Source organism: Sphingobacterium sp. G1-14 (assembly GCF_002196555.1).
Taxonomy (GTDB): Bacteria; Bacteroidota; Bacteroidia; order Sphingobacteriales; family Sphingobacteriaceae; genus Sphingobacterium; species Sphingobacterium siyangense.
In genome coordinates this window covers 2,178,595-2,201,831 of record NZ_CP021381.1, presented here as the reverse complement: position 1 = coordinate 2,201,831, position 23,237 = coordinate 2,178,595, and the positions used below count along the sequence as shown (strand labels likewise).

Below are 23,237 nucleotides of genomic sequence, written 5' to 3'. Positions count from 1 at the left end.
TAATTGAAATGGATGATAAAAATAATCATTCCATTGAATAAATACGAACAAGAATCACTTTAATCGATCTTTTAATTGTTGCTCATAAAGTGAGCCTATCGACATTATGCTGTTTTGATTTTCCCAGTAACCAGCATTTCTATTTTTCAATCTTCCAGCTACTTTTTCTCCCTTTACTCCTATGGCAAAATTTTGTCCGGAAGCCCAGGGTCGTTGTACTGCGGCACTTTTGACCGTACAATTCCATAAGACTTGTGTCACCCCGGCCCAGCCATGTCCACTTCCCCAGTTACCCCGGTCTTGAACATTAATTTCACCATCCGTTACGATTTGATCGTATAAGGTTCCAACAGCCCATCGATGATGTGGACCGATATCCGCATGTGTTCGCTCCGCGCTAGAAAGGCTAAAAACGTTTGGACCGAGGGTCCTAGCCCCTGTTACGTAATCATGGCGTCCTTCCGTGGTATAAAGTTCTTTAAATAAATTAAGCTGACCGTCATTATTGAATGAATACCTTCGGCCACCTGTAATTTGAGATTTTCCATCCAGACACCGCGACTTCATTACTGTAATCTGTTTGGCAAAGGCGCCAAGGCTCACCGCTGCATAGCCAAAATAACGCGCGGTGATATTGCGCACCCAACCATTCGCTATTTTATCCATATCAATTGCAATCCAGCCGTGGTTTTCGTCTTCATCACTTACAAAATCGGATTCGAAACGTATATTTTCGATTCCAACTTCACTTATACGTCCGTCAAAGGTGTAAGGAATGACAGCCACTTTTCCATACCTCGGATCAATCGCCATTACCAAGGGATTATCAAAAAATACAGAGTCACCTTTAATGGCCAAAATAGTACGTTCAAAATTTAGCTTATATTCCCGCGCGGTCCATTGTTTCGTCCCTTCTCTTTTTTCAATTTGGTTCATTCGAAGCGCTTCGATCCAGGCGTCGTTCATCTCATACGAGAGCAGTACCTGCTCGCCCACTTTCCTTTCCTTCGCATGATCGATTAGGACATATTTAGCCCCTACAGGTCCATACCCATTCTTAACAAACTGTTTTCTAGCCTGGTCCACTGAATAACTACCTGTACCTGAAATCTTCAATAAGCTCCGTTGGTGCTGGCCTGTGGCTTTAAGCAGGGTTTGCCCTATAGCATCGCCCTCCCCCCTCAACACGACACCGCTGGCATGAATTTCCAGGCTTCCAGGTATATTGTACAGGCCTTTTTTCAGCAAAATAGCACCTCTATAACCGTTTTTATCAAGTGGTTTTGCAGATACAGCATCGATAGCCTGCTGTATAATTTCTTGATCATCGCCATTTACGCTGGGTTTTACTGTAATCACAACAGGAACATTGGGCAGCTTTTGATCACCTTGGTGATAGCCCACATGACTAAAGTCGGGGATTACATTTCCCTGTGCATCTGGAAAATAGATCAATTGTCCCGTTGGATTTTTCCGAACCAGATCCGATTGAACTTTTCCGGACTGTAGATCTTCTTGCCGATGCAGTGCTTCCAAAAAGTAATAATCGGCATAACTCAATGGTTTATCCACTTCTGTATTGGAAGGTTTCGATCCTGTACTGTGTAATAATATAAAACCTCTGCTTTTATTTGGTGGCGACATGTAATTGTCTATCAGGTTAGCCAATATGGTCTGCGCTTTTGCACGATAATCTTTTCCTTGGTTGCTATACGTGCTTAATTCCAACAGCCCCGACGCTATGACTGCCGCTGCCGACACATCCCGTGGTTCATTTGGAATATTAGGCGCATCGAAATCCCAGTAAGGGATCAAGTCTTTCGGCATATTGGGATGTGCAAACAGCCACTGCGCAACTTTTTCGGCTTGCTGCAGATATTTCGGATCTCCTGTTTCTCTGTAACACATCGTATAGCCATACAGTGCCCAGGCTTCACCTCGCGACCATGTCGATTCATCACTTAAGCCCTGATGGGTGTTTTTATGCTGTACAGCTCCTGTTTTCGGATTGTAGTCTATTACATGATAGGTGCTGTAATCTGGCCTAAAATGATTTTTTAGCGTTGTATTGGCGTGGCTCACCGCAATATGATAATAAGTAGAATCTCCAGTGAGTTTGGTTGCTTCAAACAGCAATTCTAGATTGAGCATATTATCGATGATGACCGGAAAATCCCAGCGATGGCTATTGTGATCCCACGAACGTATACAGCCGACTGTCGGATTGAAGCGGGTTGCCAGCGTTTTGGCTGCCTGAACAAGCACCTCCCGGTACTGTGGATTTGCGGTTAACCGATAACCGTTTCCTACACTACAGTAGACCTTAAAGCCCATGTCATGGGTCTTTCCATTAAATTGCTCCGCTTCGATCGACCTTGTCGTTTCTGAAGCAAGATCCCTCCATTTTTGTTTTCCCGATTTTTCGTAGAGATACCACAGGACACCAGGGAAAAAACCACTGGTCCAGTCCCCCCTTTTCACGGCAACAAGCTCGTTATCTGAGGAAAGCGTACGTGGCGACACCAAGGATGAATCACTTTTTTTCAAGAGCTGCAATTCTTTATAAAGTAGCTGAGCTTGTTGATCTGCGAGCCCCCAAGCTTTTTGCAGCTGCTTTGTGCCCTGTGCCTCAACATGTTGAAAAGCACACAAAATTCCAGTCAAAAAGAGTGCTTTGGCAATAGATGACCTTTTTAAATTTCGAAAGCGCAAAAAGAGGGTATATCTTCGCAAAGACGTCGCATTAACATTCATGTTATCTGTAGGTTTTTAAGGTGAAATGGTTAAGTTATTTTATAAGGGGGCTAGGAAAATCAAAGCCATATAATTGGGTTGCGAATGGGTAAATTTCGAATAACCTCTTCTTGTTCGGGTGCATGATCAAGCTTTTCCCAAAGCTGCAGATAGTCTTTATTCTGGAAAGCCACTGCCGAAAAGACAAGTGCCGGATGTGCAATTGGCCATTGATCCCAATACATGACATCTTGCTGATAAGGCCATTTTTCTTTAGCGGCAATATAGGGGACCATAAAATCAATCCCCGTTTTTATGGTCCGCCCATCAGACAATGTATACTGCCAAAGGGAGGTATTGGTCTTGGACAAAATCTGGCAGATCATGGTCATCGCATCCAGATTAAACAACGCGTATCCATAAGGTTTTGTCCGCTGCAATTCTCTCGGGAAGCTTCCATTAGCTTCCATTTGATTCGGCAGCAGCACATGCGCATAACGATCTGCACATGTATTGAGTAATACAGTATCTTGCACTAAACTCGAAAATGCGGCTACCTGCATCACCCAACATGTACCATGGTTGTTGGCGGCATTCATTTCATCGATTCCATATTGATGCGTTGTAAGCCAGCGTAAATAAGCCGCAAACCAACGATGTATGGCATCCTTAGCTGCCTGTGGAAAATTGGGGTCATTTTCAAATATCTTTACGCCCTGTGCAACTTCCATCAGATGAATGGTATCAATAATACCTATTCCGCGCCCTGTAAAATGCCCTTGTATAGCCTGTGCATAAAGAAGATTCGGATTCATCATCGTTTCTGCATCAACGAACCAAGCCTTTAAATGACGAAGTGCCTGCTGTACATATTTTTTATCCGGATTCAAACGATAGGCTGAGGCCAGTGCACCCACGATTCGGCTGAAGCGGATCATTGCTTTACGATGTTCAACGAAATTGGCCGGATTAGTCATCCCATCCCGTTGGATATAGGGCGCAGCTGGATCTTTGGGATCGGGCCACCAATAATCGCCTTCAGAATAAAAATCATGAATACCCCCGGCACTCCGGACCGCGCTATATGCTGTCACCGTCAATGGTTTCTGCTTCATCGCCCATTTGGACTGCTTTAGGATAACAGGACGCAGCGTCTGGATGATCTCCTGCTCAAAAACACCTTTCTTAATTTTTGCCTTCAAAAATAAGGGGGAAATTGCGATCCCAAGAAGACAGCCCATGATGCGAACAATTGATTTTGATTTCATTTTTCCTGGATTTTGATTTATAGCGGAACAATACGATACCGTTTACCTTTTATCGTCTCAAATTGAACTTCGAACGTTTTCGTAGCTGCTAACGATGGCAATTTGGACGGATCAGCGATCGTATACGGTAGTTGTTCCGGTTTATATAATAGCGTGTTGTCTGTGACAGCTGCCTGATTTGATTCGATGCCGACAACTTTAACGGGTAAAGGTGTACGCAAACGACAAACACCTCCAATATTGGATACGATCATTGCTTCGGTCAATACGTTATTTTTCCAGGCAATGTCTACGGTAAAGTTTCCCCTGGCCTTAATTCCTTTAATCGTCCCAGCAGACCATTCATCAGGTAGAGCCGGCAATAAATGAACAGCACCATCGTGACTTTGCAGCAACATTTCAGTCATTCCGGCCGTAGCACCAAAATTACCGTCAATTTGAAAAGGTGGGTGTGCATCAAATAAATTCGGATAAGCTCCACCACCGCTCATCTGAGCACGATCCAATTTAGGATCGATAAAATTTAAGGCATCCTTGAGGATTTTATAGGCATGATTTCCATCCTGAAGCCTCGCCCACCAATTTGTCTTCCAGGCCATCGACCAGCCGGTACTGACATCGCCCCTCAAAAGCAATGAACGCTTGGCGGCCGCAGCCAAAGCCTTGTTTTCCGCAAGGCTGATCTGATTGCCCGGGTATAAACCAAATAAGTGGGAAATATGCCGATGCTGATCTTTTGGATCATCCCAATCTTTAAACCACTCTTGTAATTGTCCATATTGGCCCACCTGATAGGGATAAAGCTTTTCCTTCGCTTCTTCTAGAGCCGATTTAAATTCAGGATCAATACCCAATATCGTACATGAACGAATAACAGCTGTAAAAAGCTCACGAATGATCGCCATATCCATGGTAGAGGCCATAGTCAATTGATATTCTTTACCTGCTATTTTAATTGTATTTTCAGGTGAAGTGGAAGGATTGGTCACGAGATATTTATTTCCAGGATCAGCAATCAGCCATTGCAGCATAAATTGGGCCGCCCCTTTCATCAATGGGTAGGCCTTCTCCTTCAAGAAAGTTTTGTCACCCGTAAAACGATAGTGTTCCCATAGATGTGTGCTTAACCAGGCACCTGCCATAGGCCATGCCGACCAGCGTGGCATTCCTTTGGGGTCCCAATCATATCCGCCCGGAGGGGAAGTTTTGGCCCATAGATCGGAATTATGATGCACAACCCAGCCCTTATCGATATGATAATTTACCGATGCTGTTTTAGCCCCGTTGATCGCCAGCTCATCCATAAAATCAAACAAAGGCTGATGACATTCTGCAAGATTGGTATTTTCCGCAAGCCAATAATTCATTTCTGTATTGATATTGTTCGTATAATTACTTCCCCACGGTGGCTGCACATGATCATTCCAGATCCCCTGTAAATTTGCAGGCCTTCCTCCTTGTCTGGAACTGGCAATCAATAAGTAGCGTCCAAAATGATAATACAGCGTCAGAAGTCCCAAATCGGCCGGTCCTTTGGAAAACTGCATGACACGCTGGTCTGTAGGTAATTTATCATGTGCAGAAGTACCGGTCAGCGCAAAGGCTACACGATTGAATAGCCTTTGATAATCCCTTTGATGGTTTGCAAGTAAGGTATGAAAATTCTTTTTGGAGACCGTATTCATGCGTTTTTTTGCGAGCAGCGTGGCATCTTTACCTTCCTGACTCGGAGACTTATCAAAACCGTTAAAGCTTGTCGCTTCTGTCAAAAATAAAATCACCTCATCAGCGCCTATAATTTTAAGCTTATCCTGCTCTTTTTTCACTACACCACCGGTAGTTTTTACACTGACCTGCATCGCAAAGGTCATCCCTTTTCCGCCAACACTATCGTACAGCACCTGTTGGGGTTCATAATCCCTATTGGCGACAAAACTCGGCGCCTTACCCTGAAGGGTCAGTTGATTATCCCCTTGGGTCGAAACGCTATATCGGAGCTTACTGGTCAAAGAAAGATCCAAGGTAATTGATTTTTTCTTGTCCGCTTTCAATCGAACCACCAATGCTTTATCCGGAAAGCTGACAAAACTTTCCCTTTGGTATCGAACACCTTGATACGAATAGCTCACCTGATTGATCGCTCGTTCAAGATCCAGCTCCCGTTTATAATCTTTGACCTTTTTTTCGTCCTGATGAAAATCCAACCATAAATCGCCCATAGGTAGATACCGAGCAGAATAAGGTCCTTGCATTTTCTTCCAAAGAACTGCTGCGTCCTCATATTTTCCAGCAAAGATGGCTTGTCGCACCTGGGGTAAAACCTGCGGGCCGTTTGGATTATTGCCCGCATCGGGTTCACCCGACCACAGCGTATTATCGTTAATTTGAAACCTATCTCTACTTAGCCCTCCAAAGACCATCGCTCCTGTTGTGCCATTTCCAAGTGGCAGTGCTTCTTCCCACAGTGAGGCCGGCTGATTATACCAAAGCTTCAGCTGCGGCGAATTGCTTTGTGCACGGCATGGAGCAATCGTCCCCAGGAGGCCAAGCAGTAAAAAGAAGTTCAAATGATTCGTTGCTTTTAACATCTTGTACTATTTTTCTATTGTTAACAAGGTACTCTTTGATCCTTCCATCCTGCCTGATACCACGGCTGTTCCCGAAGGCAGTCGAAGTTTAATCAATGCACGACCATTGTAGGCCTGTACTTTTTTCGACCCCGTAGAAGTGCCTTGATCGACGATCAACTGACCATCGCCGGTTGAACCAAAATAGATCCAGTCCTTTGCATCGAGACAGGGGGTATTGGTATCGTCCACAATTTGGGCTTGCACAGTGATTACTTCGCCTTCCGCAGCAATCTGTTCGACAAGTAATTTGGCAGGTTTACCCCATTTTTTTGTCTGATACTGCTGTTCAATTTCATCCACTAGAATTTCCCGTCCGTTTTTCGCGACAGCTTTAATCTGATTGTTTCCTTCGTTCAGTTTCACCATCCAGCGCAAACCTGCCGCTGGAAAATCTTGGCTATTCCTTTTCTTTAATCCTTGACTTTCTCCATTGACAAAAAGCTCAACCTCACTGGCATTGGAATATACCTTTATCATTTTCGACTCCTCTTTTTCACCCCAACGGATCGGCCAAGTATGGCCATAAATATGCAGCATTGGTTTCGCTGTCCAATACGACTGGAATACGTAGTACGATTCTTTTTTGGTAAAATCCCGTTCAACAACACCCTTCTGATTGACATAAGGCACAGGATTGTCTGGTCGGACCGGAGTTGAAAAATCTTTAAATGGCCAATAGGCTGTTCCCGTGAGCCAAGGCATTGTTTCTTGTTCCTTTAAGTGCCAATCGATGAGATTACAGATGTAGCTTTCACTCCAATCGCCATCTTTAGAAACCCGTGCTGCACCACCAATGAGCGACGCATCGCCTGCCCGTTCATCTGTTGTGCCATCACCTTTGATTTTAGCTAAAGCGCGATCAGGGTCTTCTGCATGTCGTCTTGCATGACTATCCCCGCCCCACTCCACATGAAGGAAATGTTTTACCTTTTTCATTTCTTCTTCGGACGCTGTTTTATAGTCGGTATAAACACCTCTATACCAACCCGCCCAAATGGAGGGCGAATAAACATCAACAATATCTTTACAGAAATCACAACGTCGTATTGCTGTTTTCCGACTCGGGTCCAATTGATGAGCTAAATCATTGAGTTCACTCATATAAGCCCTTATCTTTGCCTGATCAAACTCCGTAAAATCACCGGGCCAATCATTTTCATTACCAAGCCCCCAGATAATGACCGATGGATGATTATAATGCTGTTCAATCATATGGGTTAACATCCGTTTTCCCTGAAGTTGATAGACCTCACCACCTAATCCACCTCTGCACCATGGAATCTCTTCCCAAACCAAAATGCCCAGACTATCACAGGCCTCAAGCACTTTACGACTCTGCTGATAATGTCCCAAGCGTATAAAGTTTACGCCCATCTCTTTCATCAGTGTCATCTCTTGTAGAATCTGATCGTCAGTCATTGCTGCAGCAACGCCGGCATGGTCTTCATGACGATGGGTACCACGAAGCAAAAGCCTTTTCCCGTTCAGCAGAAAAGGACCTTTTTCTTTAAACGCTACATGTCTAAAGCCAAAGACACTCTCTTCTTTAAATACTTGTCCATTGCTTTTGATTGTCGTAACTAAACGGTATAAAGCCGGTTGATCAGGACTCCAAAGCTGTGGCTTCTTGACCAGGAATTGTCCAAATTCAAGATTCAACGTCCCCCTATTTACCTGTGGTTGCTGGGTTTGCACGATTTTTCCAGCAGGGTCATAGAGCTGCGTTTCGACTTCAAAATTTGTCTGAGCCGAAAATGGCATCAACCGTCCGCGGACGTTGACCACTCCCTGCTTACCATCGGCCCCTACTGACGCCTCAACAAACACACGCTCCAAAGCTGTCTGCGGAACATATTTCAGGTTTAGATGTCTGTAAATACCTCCATAGACGTTAAAATCAGACAGATCAGAAGGGATCATTTCGAGATCACGTGAATTATCCACACGAATTGAAAGCGGTATTTTGCCCTTAAACTGTTTTTTAAAAGCGGCTGTTTTTTTAAACTTTTCAACGGCATCTGTAATGTCCACAGTCCATTCGTCGTATCCGCCAACGTGCTCCCCAACTTTATTTGTATGGATATAAACAGCTGTCTTTTGTCCGGCTCCTTCAAAATGAAGAAGGGTGTGACCATTTAAATAGGGGTTATCGATCTCCAGCGATTTTCTGTACCAGCTTGGCCCCTGATAATAATTTATAGCTGGATCAACAGCGTCCAGCGCATTATAACAGTGCGGCAGATTTATCTGCTCCCAAAGTGGAACAGACTCGGGATTACCGGCTCCCACCGGTCTTACAGCTTCCCAGATTCCCCCCAGATCGCTCTTTAAGAAATCCCAGCCTTGATCAATCCGCTTAACTTCCTGAGCGTGGAGCTGAGCAACTCCAAAAGTCAACAACAACGCAATTATTTTATTCAATCTACTTTTCTTCATTATGCTATTTTAGTATCTGCTTTTCATCTTATCGGCCTTACTCGTCCAAAGCCCCAGTTTTCATGTTTTTTGCTCCGGCCCCTTTTTCGCGCTTAAATTTGCCAGCCACTTCAATCTTAATCACTGTAGCAACAGCATCAATGGTCTGCTCAGGCACGGCAATCTGAATACCATTGGCATTCGATTTTACCTTTAACACTTGATTATTGGCTAAAAGACTAGCTTTTAAAACTTTATTTTCAATCGGAAGTTCAACTATGCCATTTTTTGGCCAGTCAAATACGGAGACATACAAATAAGTCCGCTTTCCATCTTCCTTCATGGTACATCTCCCCCATTCAAATGGCTGTAAAGGACTACTCTTGGTCGCGTAGACTGCTTCACTATTGGCTTTCATCCATTTGCCAATTACAGCCAAACGTTCTATACTCTCCTGTGGAAAGGATCCATCGGGTTTTGGACCAACGTTCAACAAGTAATTTCCACCTTTGGAAGCAATATCAACGAGATTGCGGATCAAGGTTTCGGCAGACTTCCATTTATGATCTGATGTACGGTAGCCCCAAGTGCCATTCATGGTCATACAAGTTTCCCAATGTTTGCCTTCGAGTTCACTCCAATCTGGAATTTTTTGCTCCGGCGTTTTGGTATCGCCGGGGAAATTAGGCCGTTTCAATCGATCATTTGTGATAATATTGGGTTGTAATGCCAATTGGTCCTGAAGCATATTTGCGGCTTCGTCGGTCATATTGGTTGGTGTATCCCACCATAGCACAGCAATATCCCCATAGTTACTCAACAATTCTTTGACCTGAGGCACAGATACGTTTTTGATATAGTCATTAAAACTCGCTGTTTCTTGTTTGGGATCCCAATGGCCATGATGTGCTAGTGTGTAATCATCTATGCGGGTTGAATCTGGATTAGGCCAGCCTTCTCGCATTAATTTACGAGCAGCCGATCCACCAGGGTTATTCCAATCCTGTGCCTGTGAGTAATAAAAGCCAAGTTTCAGGCCATATTTTCGGCAGGCTTCGGCCAAAGGTTTCAAAACATCTTTACCGTAGGGCGTCGCATCCACCATATTCCACTTACTCGCTGTTGTTTCAAAGAGCGCAAAACCATCGTGGTGTTTGGCCGTGATAATCAAATATTTCATCCCGGCATCTTTCGCCATGCGTACCCATTCGTCTGCATTATACTGTGTGGGATTAAATTGTTTTGCCATCGCCTGATATTCATCAACCGGAATTTTAGAGCGGTTCATAATCCATTCTGCTCCACCACGTGCCTGTTCGTGCCCCTTATAAACACCGCCAAACTGCGCATATACTCCCCAATGGATAAACATGCCAAACCGGGCTTCCTCCCACCATTTCATGCGTACACTATCGGGCAAGCGGTTCACTTGCGCAGTCAATGATCCCCTACCTATCACCATGATGAGGACAATTGACAAGAACATATTATATATAGCTTTCATACCTGAATTTTTCTTTTTCTTAATTTAGAAACCTGGTGTTTGCTTAAAATTGTCATTGCCTAAACTTTTGGCCATATCTACCTCAGATTGAGGTACTGGCCATAAGGTATCTCTTGCCATGAATAACCGTGAAGCTCCATCGGGATCCTTGGTTTTATCCATCACCTCTTTGATCATCCCCCAGCGTTTCAAGTCAAAATAACGTTGCCCTTCCAAAGCCAATTCAATCCTCCGTTCATGACGGATAATATCGCGGAATTCATTTTTTGTCAAGGAACCGCTAAACTCTAAGAGCGGCATTTTCACATCAGCCCTGGATCTTACCTTATTCAACGCGTCTACAGCTGTCTGATCAGGCCCGGCACTTTCATTTTTCGCTTCTGCGTACATCAATAAAATATCTGCATAACGTAAGAATACCCAATCCTGATCACTTTGTGTCGCGTAACTGGTTGGCCATTTCGATTCGTTGATATATTTTCTCGGTAAAAAACCACCCAAAACCCCTTCGGCAACCGGATCAAAAGCTGAAGATGCAGTGGTACCTCTCCATACACCGCGGTACATGATTGTCGACTTCAACCGTGGATCTCTATTTTCGTAAGGATTTTTAGCATCGTAAACCGTCGATTCCTTAATATCTTTTCCATCGATGGCATAATAAGAATCCACCAGATACCCCAACGGTTGTATTGTCTTCAGATAAGAATACATCATATCTGCTGGGCTATACATATTGGGCGGTAAAAATCGAGCGGAGAACATGATTTCGGGATTGTTATTTTGTCCAGGTTTTCGGAACAGATCACGGTAACCACCCTGATAGATCGAAAACTTGTTTTCATCCATAACAATCTTCGCTGTTGCCGCTGCCTCGGCCCATTTTTTTGCAGTCAACAACACCTTTGTTTTGTAGCCTAATGCAGCTCCCCTCACAGCATGCCCCTTATATCCTGTATTTGGCAGTTTTTCACTCGCGTAATCTAAATCTGCTAAAATCGCTTCGATAACGTTGGTTTTAGGTGTTCTACCCAACCGAATACTCGCATCGTCCATACCTAGGGGTTCTAAAGTCAATGGCACATCACCGTACAGATTGGTCAACAAAAAGTAGTAATGGGCCCGGATAAAACGAGCCTCTGCTTTATATCGGTCACGGTCCTGCTGGCTCATGCTTGTAATGCGGTCAATATTGGCAATCAATTTATTACATGCAGCAATGGCCTGATACGAAATCTCATACCCCTCAGATTGCATTCCGCCGGTTGTTGAGGAGATTCCGGATCGCGAAATAATATTGAAGTTATTGGAGGTACTGGACACAAAGGCATCGTCTGAAAGCCCATCCCAAAACATACTTGCTCCCCCCCAACCACCGCGTGCATTGGATGAAGACGTCGAATTGTATCCCCGGCAAAGAAATTCATAACAGCCCGATAGTGCCAAATCAGCATCAGTCTGCGTTTTCCAAAAGGTTGATTCCGAAATTTTATCCGTTGGGTTTTTATTTAAAAAATCTTTTGTACAACTACCTAGTGAAGCTAGGGTAGCTAAGCTTAGGTATAGATATGTTTTTTTTACGCTATTTTTCATCTTTATTTTTTTTTAGTTACCACTAGATTAGAATGTGATGCTCGCTCCAAATGCGAATACTTTATTCTGAGGATGAGTCACATAACGTCCTGATGTTGCACCACCACTTGATGAAACGCCACGTTCGGGATCTAAACCGGGGAACTTGGAGAATGTGACCAGGTTATCCGCCGCAAAATAGATGCGAAGGCCAGAAATACCAGCTTTGGACAAGGTGCTCTGTGGAATAGAATAGCCTACCTGAATATTTTTAAGACGCAGGAACGATCCATCTTTTAAAAAGAAAGTCGACGCAGTCCTTACGTTATTTGCGGCAGGGGTATTTTCAGCACCGACTATTGGAAGCGATGCATTGGGGTTTTCTGGAGTCCAAGCATCCATCCAGTCGCGGGTGAATGTACCACCTTGCCTGAAAGGAACTATTCCCCACTCACTTACAAATATTTTTTGTCCCTGAGAACCGAAGAAAAAGGCTGTAAAATCAAAATTCTTCCAAACAGCCGTCGCGTTAAAGGAATAATCGAAATCTGGATAAGCGCCCGGCACGACAATACGATCATTATTGTCCACAACTTTATCGCCATTTACATCGGCAAATTTCAGATAACCCGGTTGCGCCGGAATCTGTTGCACCGGAGAGGCTGCCACCTCTTCCTTCGAACGGAATATACCCGTGTTCTCCAAAAGATAAAAACTACCATAAGGTAAACCTTCCCGGATAATGGTATTGCCCGAGATACGTTCGGCTCCATATTTCATCACCTTATTGCGATTGGCCTGAATATTTCCATTGAGGGTCAGCGATACCTCTCCAATTTTATCACGGTACTGAAGACCGAGTTCTATACCTCTGTTACGCAATTCACCATAGTTTACGGTCGGTGCAGTCAGCCCAATATAAGAAGGGAAAGCCGTAGAAGCGGATAAAATATCTGATGTTACTTTGTTATACCAATCGAAAGAAGCGGTCAATTTGTTGTTCCATAGCCCGAAGTCCACACCGAAATCCAGGACTTTGGTACTCTCCCATTTGATCCTGTCATTAGCCATGGCTACCTGGCGAGCCCCCTGTTGGAGTGTTTCATCAAAAGGATAAGCAAAAGAAGAATTGTAAACAATCTGATAAGGATAGTTACCAATATTCTGATTACCCAGTGTTCCAATAGAGGCTCTTAATTTTAGTTCATTAACAACTTCTTTCAATTTAGGCCCATAAAACGTCTCGTCCGAAACTTTCCAACCTCCGGATAATGAAGGAAAAAATGCCCATTTTCTATTTTCAGGAAAACGTGAAGAGGCGTCGTAACGCGCATTACCTTCAAGTAGATACTTGCCTTTGTAGTCGTAGTTTAATCGACCATAGTAAGACCTCAATGACCACTCATTGGTCACACCGCTATTAGACTGTTGGCCAGCTCCGCCACCATCAAGCTCAAGCAAATCATTGTTGGGAAATTGCAACCTACTTCCGAACAATTTTTGTGTTTTATTGTATTCTGCCTGGGTTCCTGCCAGCACTTTAATGTTATGATTTCCAAAAGACTTATCGTAAGTCAGTTGCGTGTATCCCACCGGATACACATTGTTGTCGTCCGTTACTTCTAGCCCTTGACCACCGACATCAAGCTGTCTGGCGGGTAGGTCATCGGGTTTGGCGAACCACATGTATTGATTAATCACAGGTTTGTTGGTATAGTTTTTTGTAAAGCCATAGGTCAACCCGCCGCTAGTCTTCCAATCCAGTCCATCCAATATTTTCACATTTAAAAAAATATTGCCTTGCATAAAATAATTGTTCAGTCTTGTAAATGCATTTTCAGCAACTGCAACAGGGTTTTTATTTGGGGACTGAAAAGGATATGCCCTGGACGTATAGCGACCACTACCATCTGGTAATACAGGTCCATAAAGTGGTGATTGACTAATGGTAGACAAAAACTGATCTTCACTACCATTTCTAGGGTATTTCCGATCGCCATAATTCAAGGTAATACTTGAACCAAAACTTATCCGTTCATTGATTTTAGAACCTAGGTTAAGCTGTAGATTATACTTTTTAAAAGAAGTCCCCATCATAATATCAGGTTGATTGACGTAGCCCAGTATGACATTGTAATTTGTTCCCCCTGCACCACCACTTAAGCTTAAATTGTGCGTTTGCACCGGGACAGTTCTAAAGACAGCATCCAACCAGTTAAAATCGGGATATAATTTTTTATCTGTTGCATTTTTGTAGGCATCAATCATCTCCTGGCTAAAGGAAGCATTTGGATTTGTGACACCGGAGTTTTTATTTGCCTGATTATACAGGTTCATGTAATCAACGGAATTATACACGAGGTCTGGAAGAGCTGAGGCTTTGGTAATTCCGACATTATAATCGTAGCTCAGTTGTGTTTTTCCAGCTTTACCCTGTTTTGTCGTCACAAGAATAACCCCATTTGCTGCTCTTGCCCCATAGATAGCGGCTGAGGCAGCATCCTTCAATACGGTGATATTCTCGATTGCTTGAGGATTTAAATTTTCCAAACTCCCGGGGATACCATCTACGATAACCAGTGGAGCGGAAGAGGCGCCGTAAGAACCCAATCCCCTTACCTGGAGATTCACATTTTCATTCCCTGCTTCTCCTGATCCTTGCGTAACACGAAGGCCGGGCATGCGACCTTGAAGTAATTGCGTTGGATTTGTAGCGATACGTTTGTTAAGCACCTTTCCATCGACAGCAGCAACAGCACCGGTTAAATTACTTTTTTTCTGGGTACCATAGCCTACAACCACCACTTCATCAATCAGGCTACTGGACTCCTGGAGAACGAGATTAATGTGATCTTTCTTATTGACCTGGACTTCAGCCTTCTCTTTGCCTACCAGCGAGAATATCAGGACATCAATGTCTCGCGCAAGAATCTGATAATTGCCGGCCCCATCGGTTACAGTGCCGTTTTTCACCCCCTTTATCTGTACTGTAACCCCCGCAAGAGGCTCGCCTGTTGAGGAGCTTACTTTTCCGGATATCTTTATTTGCGATTGGGCAAGCACCACTGGTGCAGACATGCTCATCAACGAAAATAAAAGTAACCCCTTCCCTACCGTTTTGGTTATCGGTGTTATCATAGTTGTTTTGGTTTATTTGGTTATTTAACGAAGTAAATGAACTCAAATATCAAAAATCGTTCACAGCAAAAGGAGTATTTTTTGTTCAAATAGGTGGAATAAATAGCTTCATTCCTGATTTTCAACACGATTAAATGGTTCCATCGGTTCAGCTCCAAAATAAGAAGGAGATCTGCCGGAGCTCCCAGAACTCCGTACCGCGAGGGAGATTATCAATTCTGCGATAAAATCGATATATTGTCCCCAAAATCAGTTTAAAGTGAGGGAGTCGATGACAACAAAAAAATATAGTAACGTCTATATCTTTTGGTTTTGCAGCATTTTATTTTTTTTAATGCACCCTGGCTATTGCCAGACAATCATACCTACAGGAACACCTTTTGTAAAACAATACAAAAAAGACCAATACAAGGCTGGAAATCAGAACTGGTCTTTGGCAGTCGATAAAGATGGTCGCATTTATAGTGCAAATACCGAGGGACTGTTACAATTTGACGGACAATACTGGCGTATCTTTCCACTGCCAAATCATTCAACAGTCCGAAGTGTTGCGATTGGTAAAGACGGAAAAATTTATACAGGCGGAAGAGGTGAATTTGGCTATTGGACTTCCAAACCTTTCGGAAACTTGACCTATCATAGTCTCTCTAAACTTGTGCAGGACAAGACCTATTTTCCAAACGAAGAAATCTGGAAAATCATTGTTGAGGACCAACGGGTATTTTTTCATACATTTTCCAAATCTTATATTTGGGAAAACAATCGTATACGGCAGCTAACCGCCAAAGGTGAACCCTTTTTATTTCCGCATCAGCTCGATAACAAGTTATTTTTCGAACAGCTGCCAAGTGGTCTGCATGAATTTAAACAGGATAAACTTATCCCTGTAAAAGGAAAAGAGGTCTTGAAAGATAAAAATGTACTTGCCATCTTACCTTTCGACGCAACGACCTCGCTTATTGCCACTTCGCGAAACGGCCTTTACCTGATGAAAGCCGATGGTTCCATCCTACCCTGGCCTGTTCCGGCAAACCAGCTCTTGAGCCAATCACAAATCAACAATGGCTTATACCTCTATGACGGACAATACGCTTTTGGCACCATCCAAAACGGTGTTATTGTCATCAATAAAAATGGTCAGGTCATTCAGCATATCAATAAAAACAATGGTCTCCAAAACAATACCGTTCTCAGTATTGTGAAGGACAATCAGAAGAATATCTGGGTGGGACTTGATAATGGTATAGACCGCATTGAAATCAACTCCCCGTTATCATTTTATACTGATTTTGTTGGAAAAATTGGTACGGTTTATACATCAATTATCTATCAGGGGAAAATCTATCTTGGAACCAATAAGGGATTATTCTCAAGCGAATGGAAGGGATTAAACAATTATAATTCGTTAAATTTTTCTCAGATTCCCAATTCAAACGGTCAGGTATGGACCTTAGCCATATTTGGCGATGAACTTATCTGTGGACATAATGATGGAACCTTCAAATTGGTTAATGGGCGGCTCGAGAAGATTTCACAGATCACTGGCGGCTGGATATTCAAGCCTATTTTTGGAACAAAAAATATTCTTCAAGGAAACTATACGGGCCTATCGAAATTTAGCTTCGATGGTATACACCTTCAGTTCGTCCAGCAATTCGCGGGCGTTAAAGAACCCGTTCGATTTTTGGCGCAAAAAGATAACCATACCTTTTGGATTGGCGATTGGGGACAGATACAACTACTCGGATTTGATGCGAATTTCCAACAGGCAAATATTTTATTTTCCTCCAAACAGGACAGTATCGCTTCAAAGAGGCAATTTACAGGGATTTATACATTAGAAAATAATCTTGTATTTGCGACGGACAGCGGATTTCTCCAATTCGACAATATTGTAAAAAGATTCAGCTATGCCGATGAATTAAACACAGCATTAGGCACCTATAAAAATTCAAATAAGGTCATACCGATCAATACAAACAGCTACTGGTTTATTCAGAAGACAAAAATTGCTAAAGTAGATTTTGACAGTAAGGGCAAACTTCATATTGACTCCAATCTGCTCAGTCCCTTACAGGATCGAATGATGAATAACTATGAAAACATTCTCCCTATTGAAAACCAATACTATCTCATCGGCTTAGATGATGGATTTGCAATCTATCGTCATTCCGATAAATCACAAAAATATAGGTTGCCACTTCCACAAATAGCACAACTCATCAACTTGACAACAGGACAGGTTATTATTCCAGATTCAGCGTTCAAACTATCATCATCGGACAATAATCTTAGAATTAGCTTTTCAAGTCCATATTATTCGTCATCACCGATTCAATACCAATATTATCTCGAAGGTTACTCGGACAATTGGTCCGAATGGAGTGAAACTGCCTATCAAGATTTCACGAATCTACCTTATGGAAAATTTCAAATTAAAATAAGGGCGAAGGACAATATGGGCTTGGTTTCGGAAATTCAAACGTTTTCCTTTACTATTCGGTATCCATGGTACCTTTCTTGGTGGGCAAAGGTATTTTATACACTGGTGCTGATAACGCTCATCTATTTAGCTTATATATTTAGTCTTCAGCAGGAGCGCAAGCGTCAGTTTCAAATACGGCGAAAATGGTTGGAAGAGAAAAAGATTGCTTTGGAACGCGAAACCGAGCAAAAAGAAAAGTACTGGATCAAACTTAAAAACCAGCAATTAGAAGATCAGCTTCAATTAAAAAATAAAGAACTGGCCAATGCAGCACTCAATATCGTTTACAAAAATGAAATGTTGAACAATTTACACGACGAGCTTAAACAGCTTAAAGATGCTGATGGCAACAAACTGAGTTCGGATGAATTGAAAAAAATAAACAAGCTCATTGATGATGCCCATAATGACGATCGTGACTGGCATATTTTTGAAAGAAGCTTTAACGAATCACATGAGAATTTTTTCAAGAAATTGAAACAAGAGTTTCCTGATCTTGTCCCCAATGACCTTAAACTATGCGCCTACTTAAGGCTCAATATGTCGAGTAAGGAAATTGCCTCATTGCTTAACATTAGTACACGCGGTGTCGAGATTAGACGCTATCGATTACGTAAAAAGTTAGGCATTCCCACAGACAAAAACCTCTCTGAATTCCTGATGGAACGTTAAATTCCCATCACAAACACTACATCATTACCACACACGAGCTTTAGTGTATAAAACACACTAAAGCTCGTGTTATTTCGTTTAAAAATACTACCTAAAAAGCTGACTATCAAAAACATAAAATACAAAAAAAGGTAAGCTGAGCAAGCTGAAATTTCATGTAGTAGTGATGTGAAAATGTTAAATTTTGGCAAAGTTGTACTACATCAACATCTTTGCTTCAGGGAAATAACCAACGTATTTTAAACAAACACCAAAAATTAACGATATGAGGAATCTATCCGCATTATTTTTGACATCCATGGTCGTATCTGTTGCCTATGGACAAACTTCCATACAAGGAGTGGTCAAAGATGGCTCAAGCATGATCTCCATGCCAGGCGTCACCATCAGTATCAAAGGGAAAGCAGTCGCTACAAAAACCGACGCAACGGGGAAATTTCAAATCAACGCCTCTCCTACCGACTCATTGGTCTTTAACTTTCTGGGTTATCGCACACAAACCGTCTACATTGGCAATCAAACGCAACTCAATGTATTCTTAGAAAATCAAAACCAAGCACTGGAAGAGGTTGTGGTTATCGGTTACGGTACGCAAAAGAAAGCGGATCTGACAGGATCGATCAGCTCCTTGAAATCATCCGATATCACGAAGCAACCTGCCATGTCTGCGATGCAATCCATCCAAGGTAAAGCTGCAGGTATCAATATTATTGCAAATGAAGCCCCCGGTTCCTCACCTAATGTAATTATCCGGGGCTTAGGAACGGCATTATCAGGACGGAATCCACTCTATATTGTCGACGGAATTGCACAAACAGATATTAATAATATCAACCCATCAGATATTGAATCTATGGATGTTTTGAAGGATGCATCCTCTGCATCTATTTACGGTCTTCGGGCTGCAAATGGTGTTATTATCGTGACCACGAAGAAAGGTAAAACGGGGACGACAAACATCAATTATGAAAGCTTTGCAGGCATAAAAAATGTCCTCAATCGTGTGAAAATGGCAAATGCTGATCAGTTTAGAACATTTGCCAATGAATACCTAACCTCGACCAATGGATCGTACCGTTTAGCAGAGAATCAAAAATATAATACAGATTGGTATGACGAATTATTACGTACAGGTTCTGTATTTAATAATTCCGTTAATATTTCTGGGGGAACTGAGAAAGTTGATTACTTCGTATCCGCAAACAATTATACCGAAAATGGTATTCTTGATGGCTCCAAATTTGTAAGAAATACCATACGCAATAACAACGTATATAAATTTTTAAACAATCGCCTAAAGTTCAGTCAAAATTTAAATCTTACATTAACAAACGCAACGCCCAAGCCCTATAGTGCTTTCACCACGGCTTATCGTCAGTCACCGCTGGCTCCCGTGATGTTTGATAATGGCCGTTACGGTTTAGGTCGTGTAAATACAACAACTGGTGTTGCCGGTATTGAGGCAGCTCCTGGGCAAGCTATCGGAAACTTAAATTCCATTGGAAATCCAGTGTATGAGGTTTTACGTCAAAATGAAAGAACAAATACGCTCCGCCTACAGGGAAGTTTTGAAGGAGAATTCAAAATAACCGATTATCTGAAAATCAATTCGCGTATTGGCGGGAATAAATTTTATTCGAAACAACGGATTTTTAATAATGTAAAAGATCAATGGTTAAATGCAAATACGTTATTGAATGAATCTGATTTCATCAAATTAAAGGAAAACAATCCAAAAGCCCTTGACTACGTAGATAATAGTCTGAAATATGAAAATCTGGAACAATTCCGTTGGTCTATCGAGAATTTCTTGACCTTCAACAAGAATTTTGACAAGCATCATATTGAGGCGGTTGTGGGGATGTCACGTGAGAAATACGACATTAACAGCATGAGCAGCCAAACGGGTTATAATGTGCCTGAACAAGAGCAATACTGGAATATTAATCTTGCAAAAGGAACAACCAATTATGGTATTGTTGCGCTGCAAACGTCTTATACTCCAAGGGCCTTAGCTTCTTATTTCGGACGATTACAGTACAATTACGATAGCAAATATTATTTAACGGCAACATTGCGTAGAGATGGATCAAGTGTTTTCCGTAATACAGGAAAATACTGGGGTACCTTCCCATCGGTGGGATTAGGCTGGACGGTAACCAATGAAAGCTTTATGAAAGATGCCAGCTGGATTAATTTATTGAAAGTGCGCGGAAACTGGGGTAAATTAGGTAACCAAGATATCCCGTTAAATGTATCCACAATTTTAACAAGTCCAGAAAGTTCAAATTATAACTACGTTTTCGGTCCTGAACAGAATATGGTGTATGGTAGTGCTTATGGTACTCCTGCCGTAAATCTAACCTGGGAAGTAACCAGAGAAACAGGCGCTGGCGTAGACTTTGCGTTTCTAAACAATCAGCTTTCAGGATCCATTGACTACTATCATAAGCTGAATACCAATACTATTCTTGATGTAACGCCAACTTACACTTCTCCTTCAGAGAAAAATTTCTATGCGCATGGTGCCAAAGTACTGAATCAAGGAGTTGAAGTAGCTTTAAATTGGAACAAAAGCATTAATCCTGAATTCAGTTATACCGTCGGCGTCAATTATGCCTACAACAAAAACAAAGTAACAGAAGTGGTTCCTGCCTATGACCGTGCTACTGGAGGTAGTTTAAATAATGGGGAGATTACCAAACAACTCCGTGTCGGACAACCGATCTATGGCTGGTGGATGTTTGAAGCAAATGGTGTCTTTCAAGACGCTGAAGATGTAAAAAATTACCCATCGTTTGGCGCTGCAAAACCTGGCTATCTGAAGTACAAGGATCAAAATGAAGATGGTGTCATCGATTCCCGCGACAAGGTTTTCTTTGGATCATTTTTACCGACTTCAACATATGGTATCAATGTTGGTGTTAATTACAAAGCTATTGATTTTAATGTCTCCGGATATGGTGTTGCGGGCAATAAGGTTTACAATGGTTTAAATAGTGTCCGTTCCAATGCGGGTGAGAATATCGCGTTGTCAACTTTTGAAAATCGCTGGACTGGCGCAGGTTCAACCAATGAGCATCCTGGTGCAGAAAGAGCATATTGGGCTTCGAGTTATTTCCTTGAATCGGGCGCTTATTTCCGTATCAATAATATCACCGTAGGATACACTTTCAACAACTTATATAGCTCGAGATCTAAACTAAGATTATATGTTACTGCACAGAATCCATTTATATTTACGAATTATAGTGGTTTCTCTCCTGAACTTGCAGGCGACGGTAGTCCAAATTTAACTTCTGGTATTGAGCTTTCGGCTTATCCAACGACACGTAATTTCTTATTTGGACTTAACATGCAATTTTAATCACCTTAGTTTTGAAGACAATGAAAATTAACAAACTTTATATAGCAATTCTTCTTAGTGGGGGCATTGCATTGCAAGGCTGCAAAGACAACAACTTCTTAGATGTACCTTCTAAAGAATATGTTGAAGCCGAAGACAGTGAAGAAATCTACACACCCGAGCAATTTGTCAATGGTGTATATGGAATGTTTACGGACTGGGATTATTCTTTCTCTTACATTGGTATCACGGACATGCTTTCCGATAATGCGGATAAAGGTAGTTCAGCGACAGATGCCGGTGGTGATAAACTAAGTTTAGACGAGTTGACTTACACTTCAACAACAGGTTCCTTTCTTTCCATGTGGACACGTTGGTATAAATCCATTGGGCGGGCTACGCAAGCTATTGCATACACGGAAAAATTTGGATTGACAGACGAAGCTTATAAAAACAGATTGATTGCCGAAGCCCGTTTTCTACGTGCATTGAACTACTTCTATCTTGTGCGTGGATGGGGCGATGTTCCTATTCAAGAACGTGATTTAATAAAAAGAGAACCCGCAGCTGAGGTTTACGCTTATATTGAAGCTGATTTACAATTTGCTATCGACAATCTTCCAGTCAAATCTGCTTATGCTGCAAAAGACTTAGGTAGAGCAACCAAAGGTGCTGCACAAGGATTAATGTCAAAAGTCTATTTGTATCAAAGCAAATGGCAACAAGCTGCTGATATGGCGAAAACTGTCATCACATCTGGAGGATACAGTCTCGAACCAGATTACGCAACAATTTGGCGTTTAGCGGGGGAAAATGGCCCTGAATCATTATTTGAATTTCAAGCAAGGGGTACCTCTATCGCACATGGTATCCAACAATATAGTCAAGTACAGGCACCTCGTGGAGGAGCGGTCAACTTAGGCTGGGGTTTTAATATCCCAAGCCAAAACTTATTGGATGCCTTCAATGCCGAAAAAGACAATATCCGTCGCGATGCCACGATTATTTTCAGAGGCGAAACCCTGTATGATGGCCGTCTTATTGACAATGGTGTAGAAAATCCAATGTACAATGAAAAAGCGTATTCCTCTGCAAATGGAGGTGCCGCTGATGGCGATAAAAACGTACGTTACCTCCGTCTAGGTGAAATTTATCTTATCCTGGCCGAAGCAGCTAATGAGGTTGGCAATAGCAGCGAAGCGCTGAACGCATTGAATATGGTACGGACACGTGTAAAATTAGCCAATGTAACGACAACCGACCAAGCGCAGCTCCGCCAGTTGATCTGGAAAGAAAGACGCCTTGAATTAGCTTTTGAGCATGACCGCTGGTTTGATTTAATTCGTACAAAACAGGGAAAAACTGCCATGGCAGCCAATGGAAAAACGTTCCAGGATAAAATGATGCTTTTTCCAATTCCGGAGAATCAACGGATCCAAACGCCAGAAATGCCGCAAAATACCGGTTGGTAATC

At 42.3% G+C, this 23,237-nt stretch carries 10 protein-coding genes; 3 read left to right on the top strand and 7 right to left on the bottom strand.

The window, feature by feature from the left end:
- Positions 1-54: 54 nt before the first annotated feature.
- The 7 genes from CBM24_RS27985 to CBM24_RS09085 are packed head-to-tail and all read right to left on the bottom strand — an operon-like array spanning position 55 to position 15,260.
- The gene (locus CBM24_RS27985) at positions 55-2,754 is read right to left on the bottom strand and encodes a glycoside hydrolase family 88 protein (protein ID WP_088160966.1); all 2,700 of its coding nucleotides are present in this window, start codon (positions 2,752-2,754) and stop codon (positions 55-57) included.
- Positions 2,755-2,813: 59 nt separating this feature from the next.
- Positions 2,814-4,001: an alginate lyase family protein gene (locus CBM24_RS09110; protein ID WP_232475739.1), complete on the bottom strand. Its 1,188-nt coding sequence runs from the start codon at positions 3,999-4,001 to the stop codon at positions 2,814-2,816.
- A gap of 17 nt (positions 4,002-4,018) precedes the next feature.
- Entirely contained in the window at positions 4,019-6,589 is a 2,571-nt protein-coding gene (locus CBM24_RS09105; RefSeq protein ID WP_088160965.1) for a glycosyl hydrolase family 95 catalytic domain-containing protein, read from the bottom strand.
- Between the two features lie 6 nt (positions 6,590-6,595).
- Positions 6,596-9,067, bottom strand: coding sequence for a glycoside hydrolase family 2 TIM barrel-domain containing protein (locus CBM24_RS09100; RefSeq protein ID WP_088160964.1), 2,472 nt, complete (start codon positions 9,065-9,067; stop codon positions 6,596-6,598).
- Between the two features lie 37 nt (positions 9,068-9,104).
- Positions 9,105-10,550: an alpha-L-fucosidase gene (locus tag CBM24_RS09095; protein WP_088160963.1), complete on the bottom strand. Its 1,446-nt coding sequence runs from the start codon at positions 10,548-10,550 to the stop codon at positions 9,105-9,107.
- Between the two features lie 24 nt (positions 10,551-10,574).
- Positions 10,575-12,143, bottom strand: a complete 1,569-nt coding sequence (locus CBM24_RS09090) for a RagB/SusD family nutrient uptake outer membrane protein (RefSeq protein WP_088160962.1) — start codon at positions 12,141-12,143, stop codon at positions 10,575-10,577.
- A gap of 27 nt (positions 12,144-12,170) precedes the next feature.
- Entirely contained in the window at positions 12,171-15,260 is a 3,090-nt protein-coding gene (locus CBM24_RS09085; RefSeq protein ID WP_232475738.1) for a SusC/RagA family TonB-linked outer membrane protein, read from the bottom strand.
- A 271-nt stretch (positions 15,261-15,531) separates the two neighbouring features.
- Between CBM24_RS09085 and CBM24_RS09080 the strand changes: the two genes are divergently transcribed.
- The 3 genes from CBM24_RS09080 to CBM24_RS09070 all read left to right on the top strand — a co-directional run bounded on the left by CBM24_RS09080 (position 15,532) and on the right by CBM24_RS09070 (position 23,235).
- Positions 15,532-18,417 carry a triple tyrosine motif-containing protein gene (locus CBM24_RS09080; RefSeq protein ID WP_088160961.1) on the top strand — a complete coding sequence of 962 codons (2,886 nt, stop codon included), beginning with the start codon at positions 15,532-15,534 and terminating at the stop codon, positions 18,415-18,417.
- A gap of 265 nt (positions 18,418-18,682) precedes the next feature.
- Entirely contained in the window at positions 18,683-21,784 is a 3,102-nt protein-coding gene (locus CBM24_RS09075; RefSeq protein WP_088160960.1) for a SusC/RagA family TonB-linked outer membrane protein, read from the top strand.
- 20 nt (positions 21,785-21,804) lie between these two features.
- Positions 21,805-23,235 carry a RagB/SusD family nutrient uptake outer membrane protein gene (locus CBM24_RS09070; protein ID WP_088160959.1) on the top strand — a complete coding sequence of 477 codons (1,431 nt, stop codon included), beginning with the start codon at positions 21,805-21,807 and terminating at the stop codon, positions 23,233-23,235.
- The last annotated feature ends 2 nt before the right edge of the window (positions 23,236-23,237 follow it).

Coding starts and splice junctions, on each gene's coding strand:
- CBM24_RS09090 (WP_088160962.1), bottom strand. CDS start 12,143: ATGAAAAATAGCGTAAAAAAAACATATCTATACCTAAGCTTAGCTACC.
- CBM24_RS27985 (WP_088160966.1), bottom strand. CDS start 2,754: ATGAATGTTAATGCGACGTCTTTGCGAAGATATACCCTCTTTTTGCGC.
- CBM24_RS09100 (WP_088160964.1), bottom strand. CDS start 9,067: ATGAAGAAAAGTAGATTGAATAAAATAATTGCGTTGTTGTTGACTTTT.
- CBM24_RS09075 (WP_088160960.1), top strand. CDS start 18,683: ATGAGGAATCTATCCGCATTATTTTTGACATCCATGGTCGTATCTGTT.
- CBM24_RS09070 (WP_088160959.1), top strand. CDS start 21,805: ATGAAAATTAACAAACTTTATATAGCAATTCTTCTTAGTGGGGGCATT.
- CBM24_RS09110 (WP_232475739.1), bottom strand. CDS start 4,001: ATGAAATCAAAATCAATTGTTCGCATCATGGGCTGTCTTCTTGGGATC.
- CBM24_RS09080 (WP_088160961.1), top strand. CDS start 15,532: ATGACAACAAAAAAATATAGTAACGTCTATATCTTTTGGTTTTGCAGC.
- CBM24_RS09085 (WP_232475738.1), bottom strand. CDS start 15,260: ATGATAACACCGATAACCAAAACGGTAGGGAAGGGGTTACTTTTATTT.
- CBM24_RS09095 (WP_088160963.1), bottom strand. CDS start 10,550: ATGAAAGCTATATATAATATGTTCTTGTCAATTGTCCTCATCATGGTG.
- CBM24_RS09105 (WP_088160965.1), bottom strand. CDS start 6,589: ATGTTAAAAGCAACGAATCATTTGAACTTCTTTTTACTGCTTGGCCTC.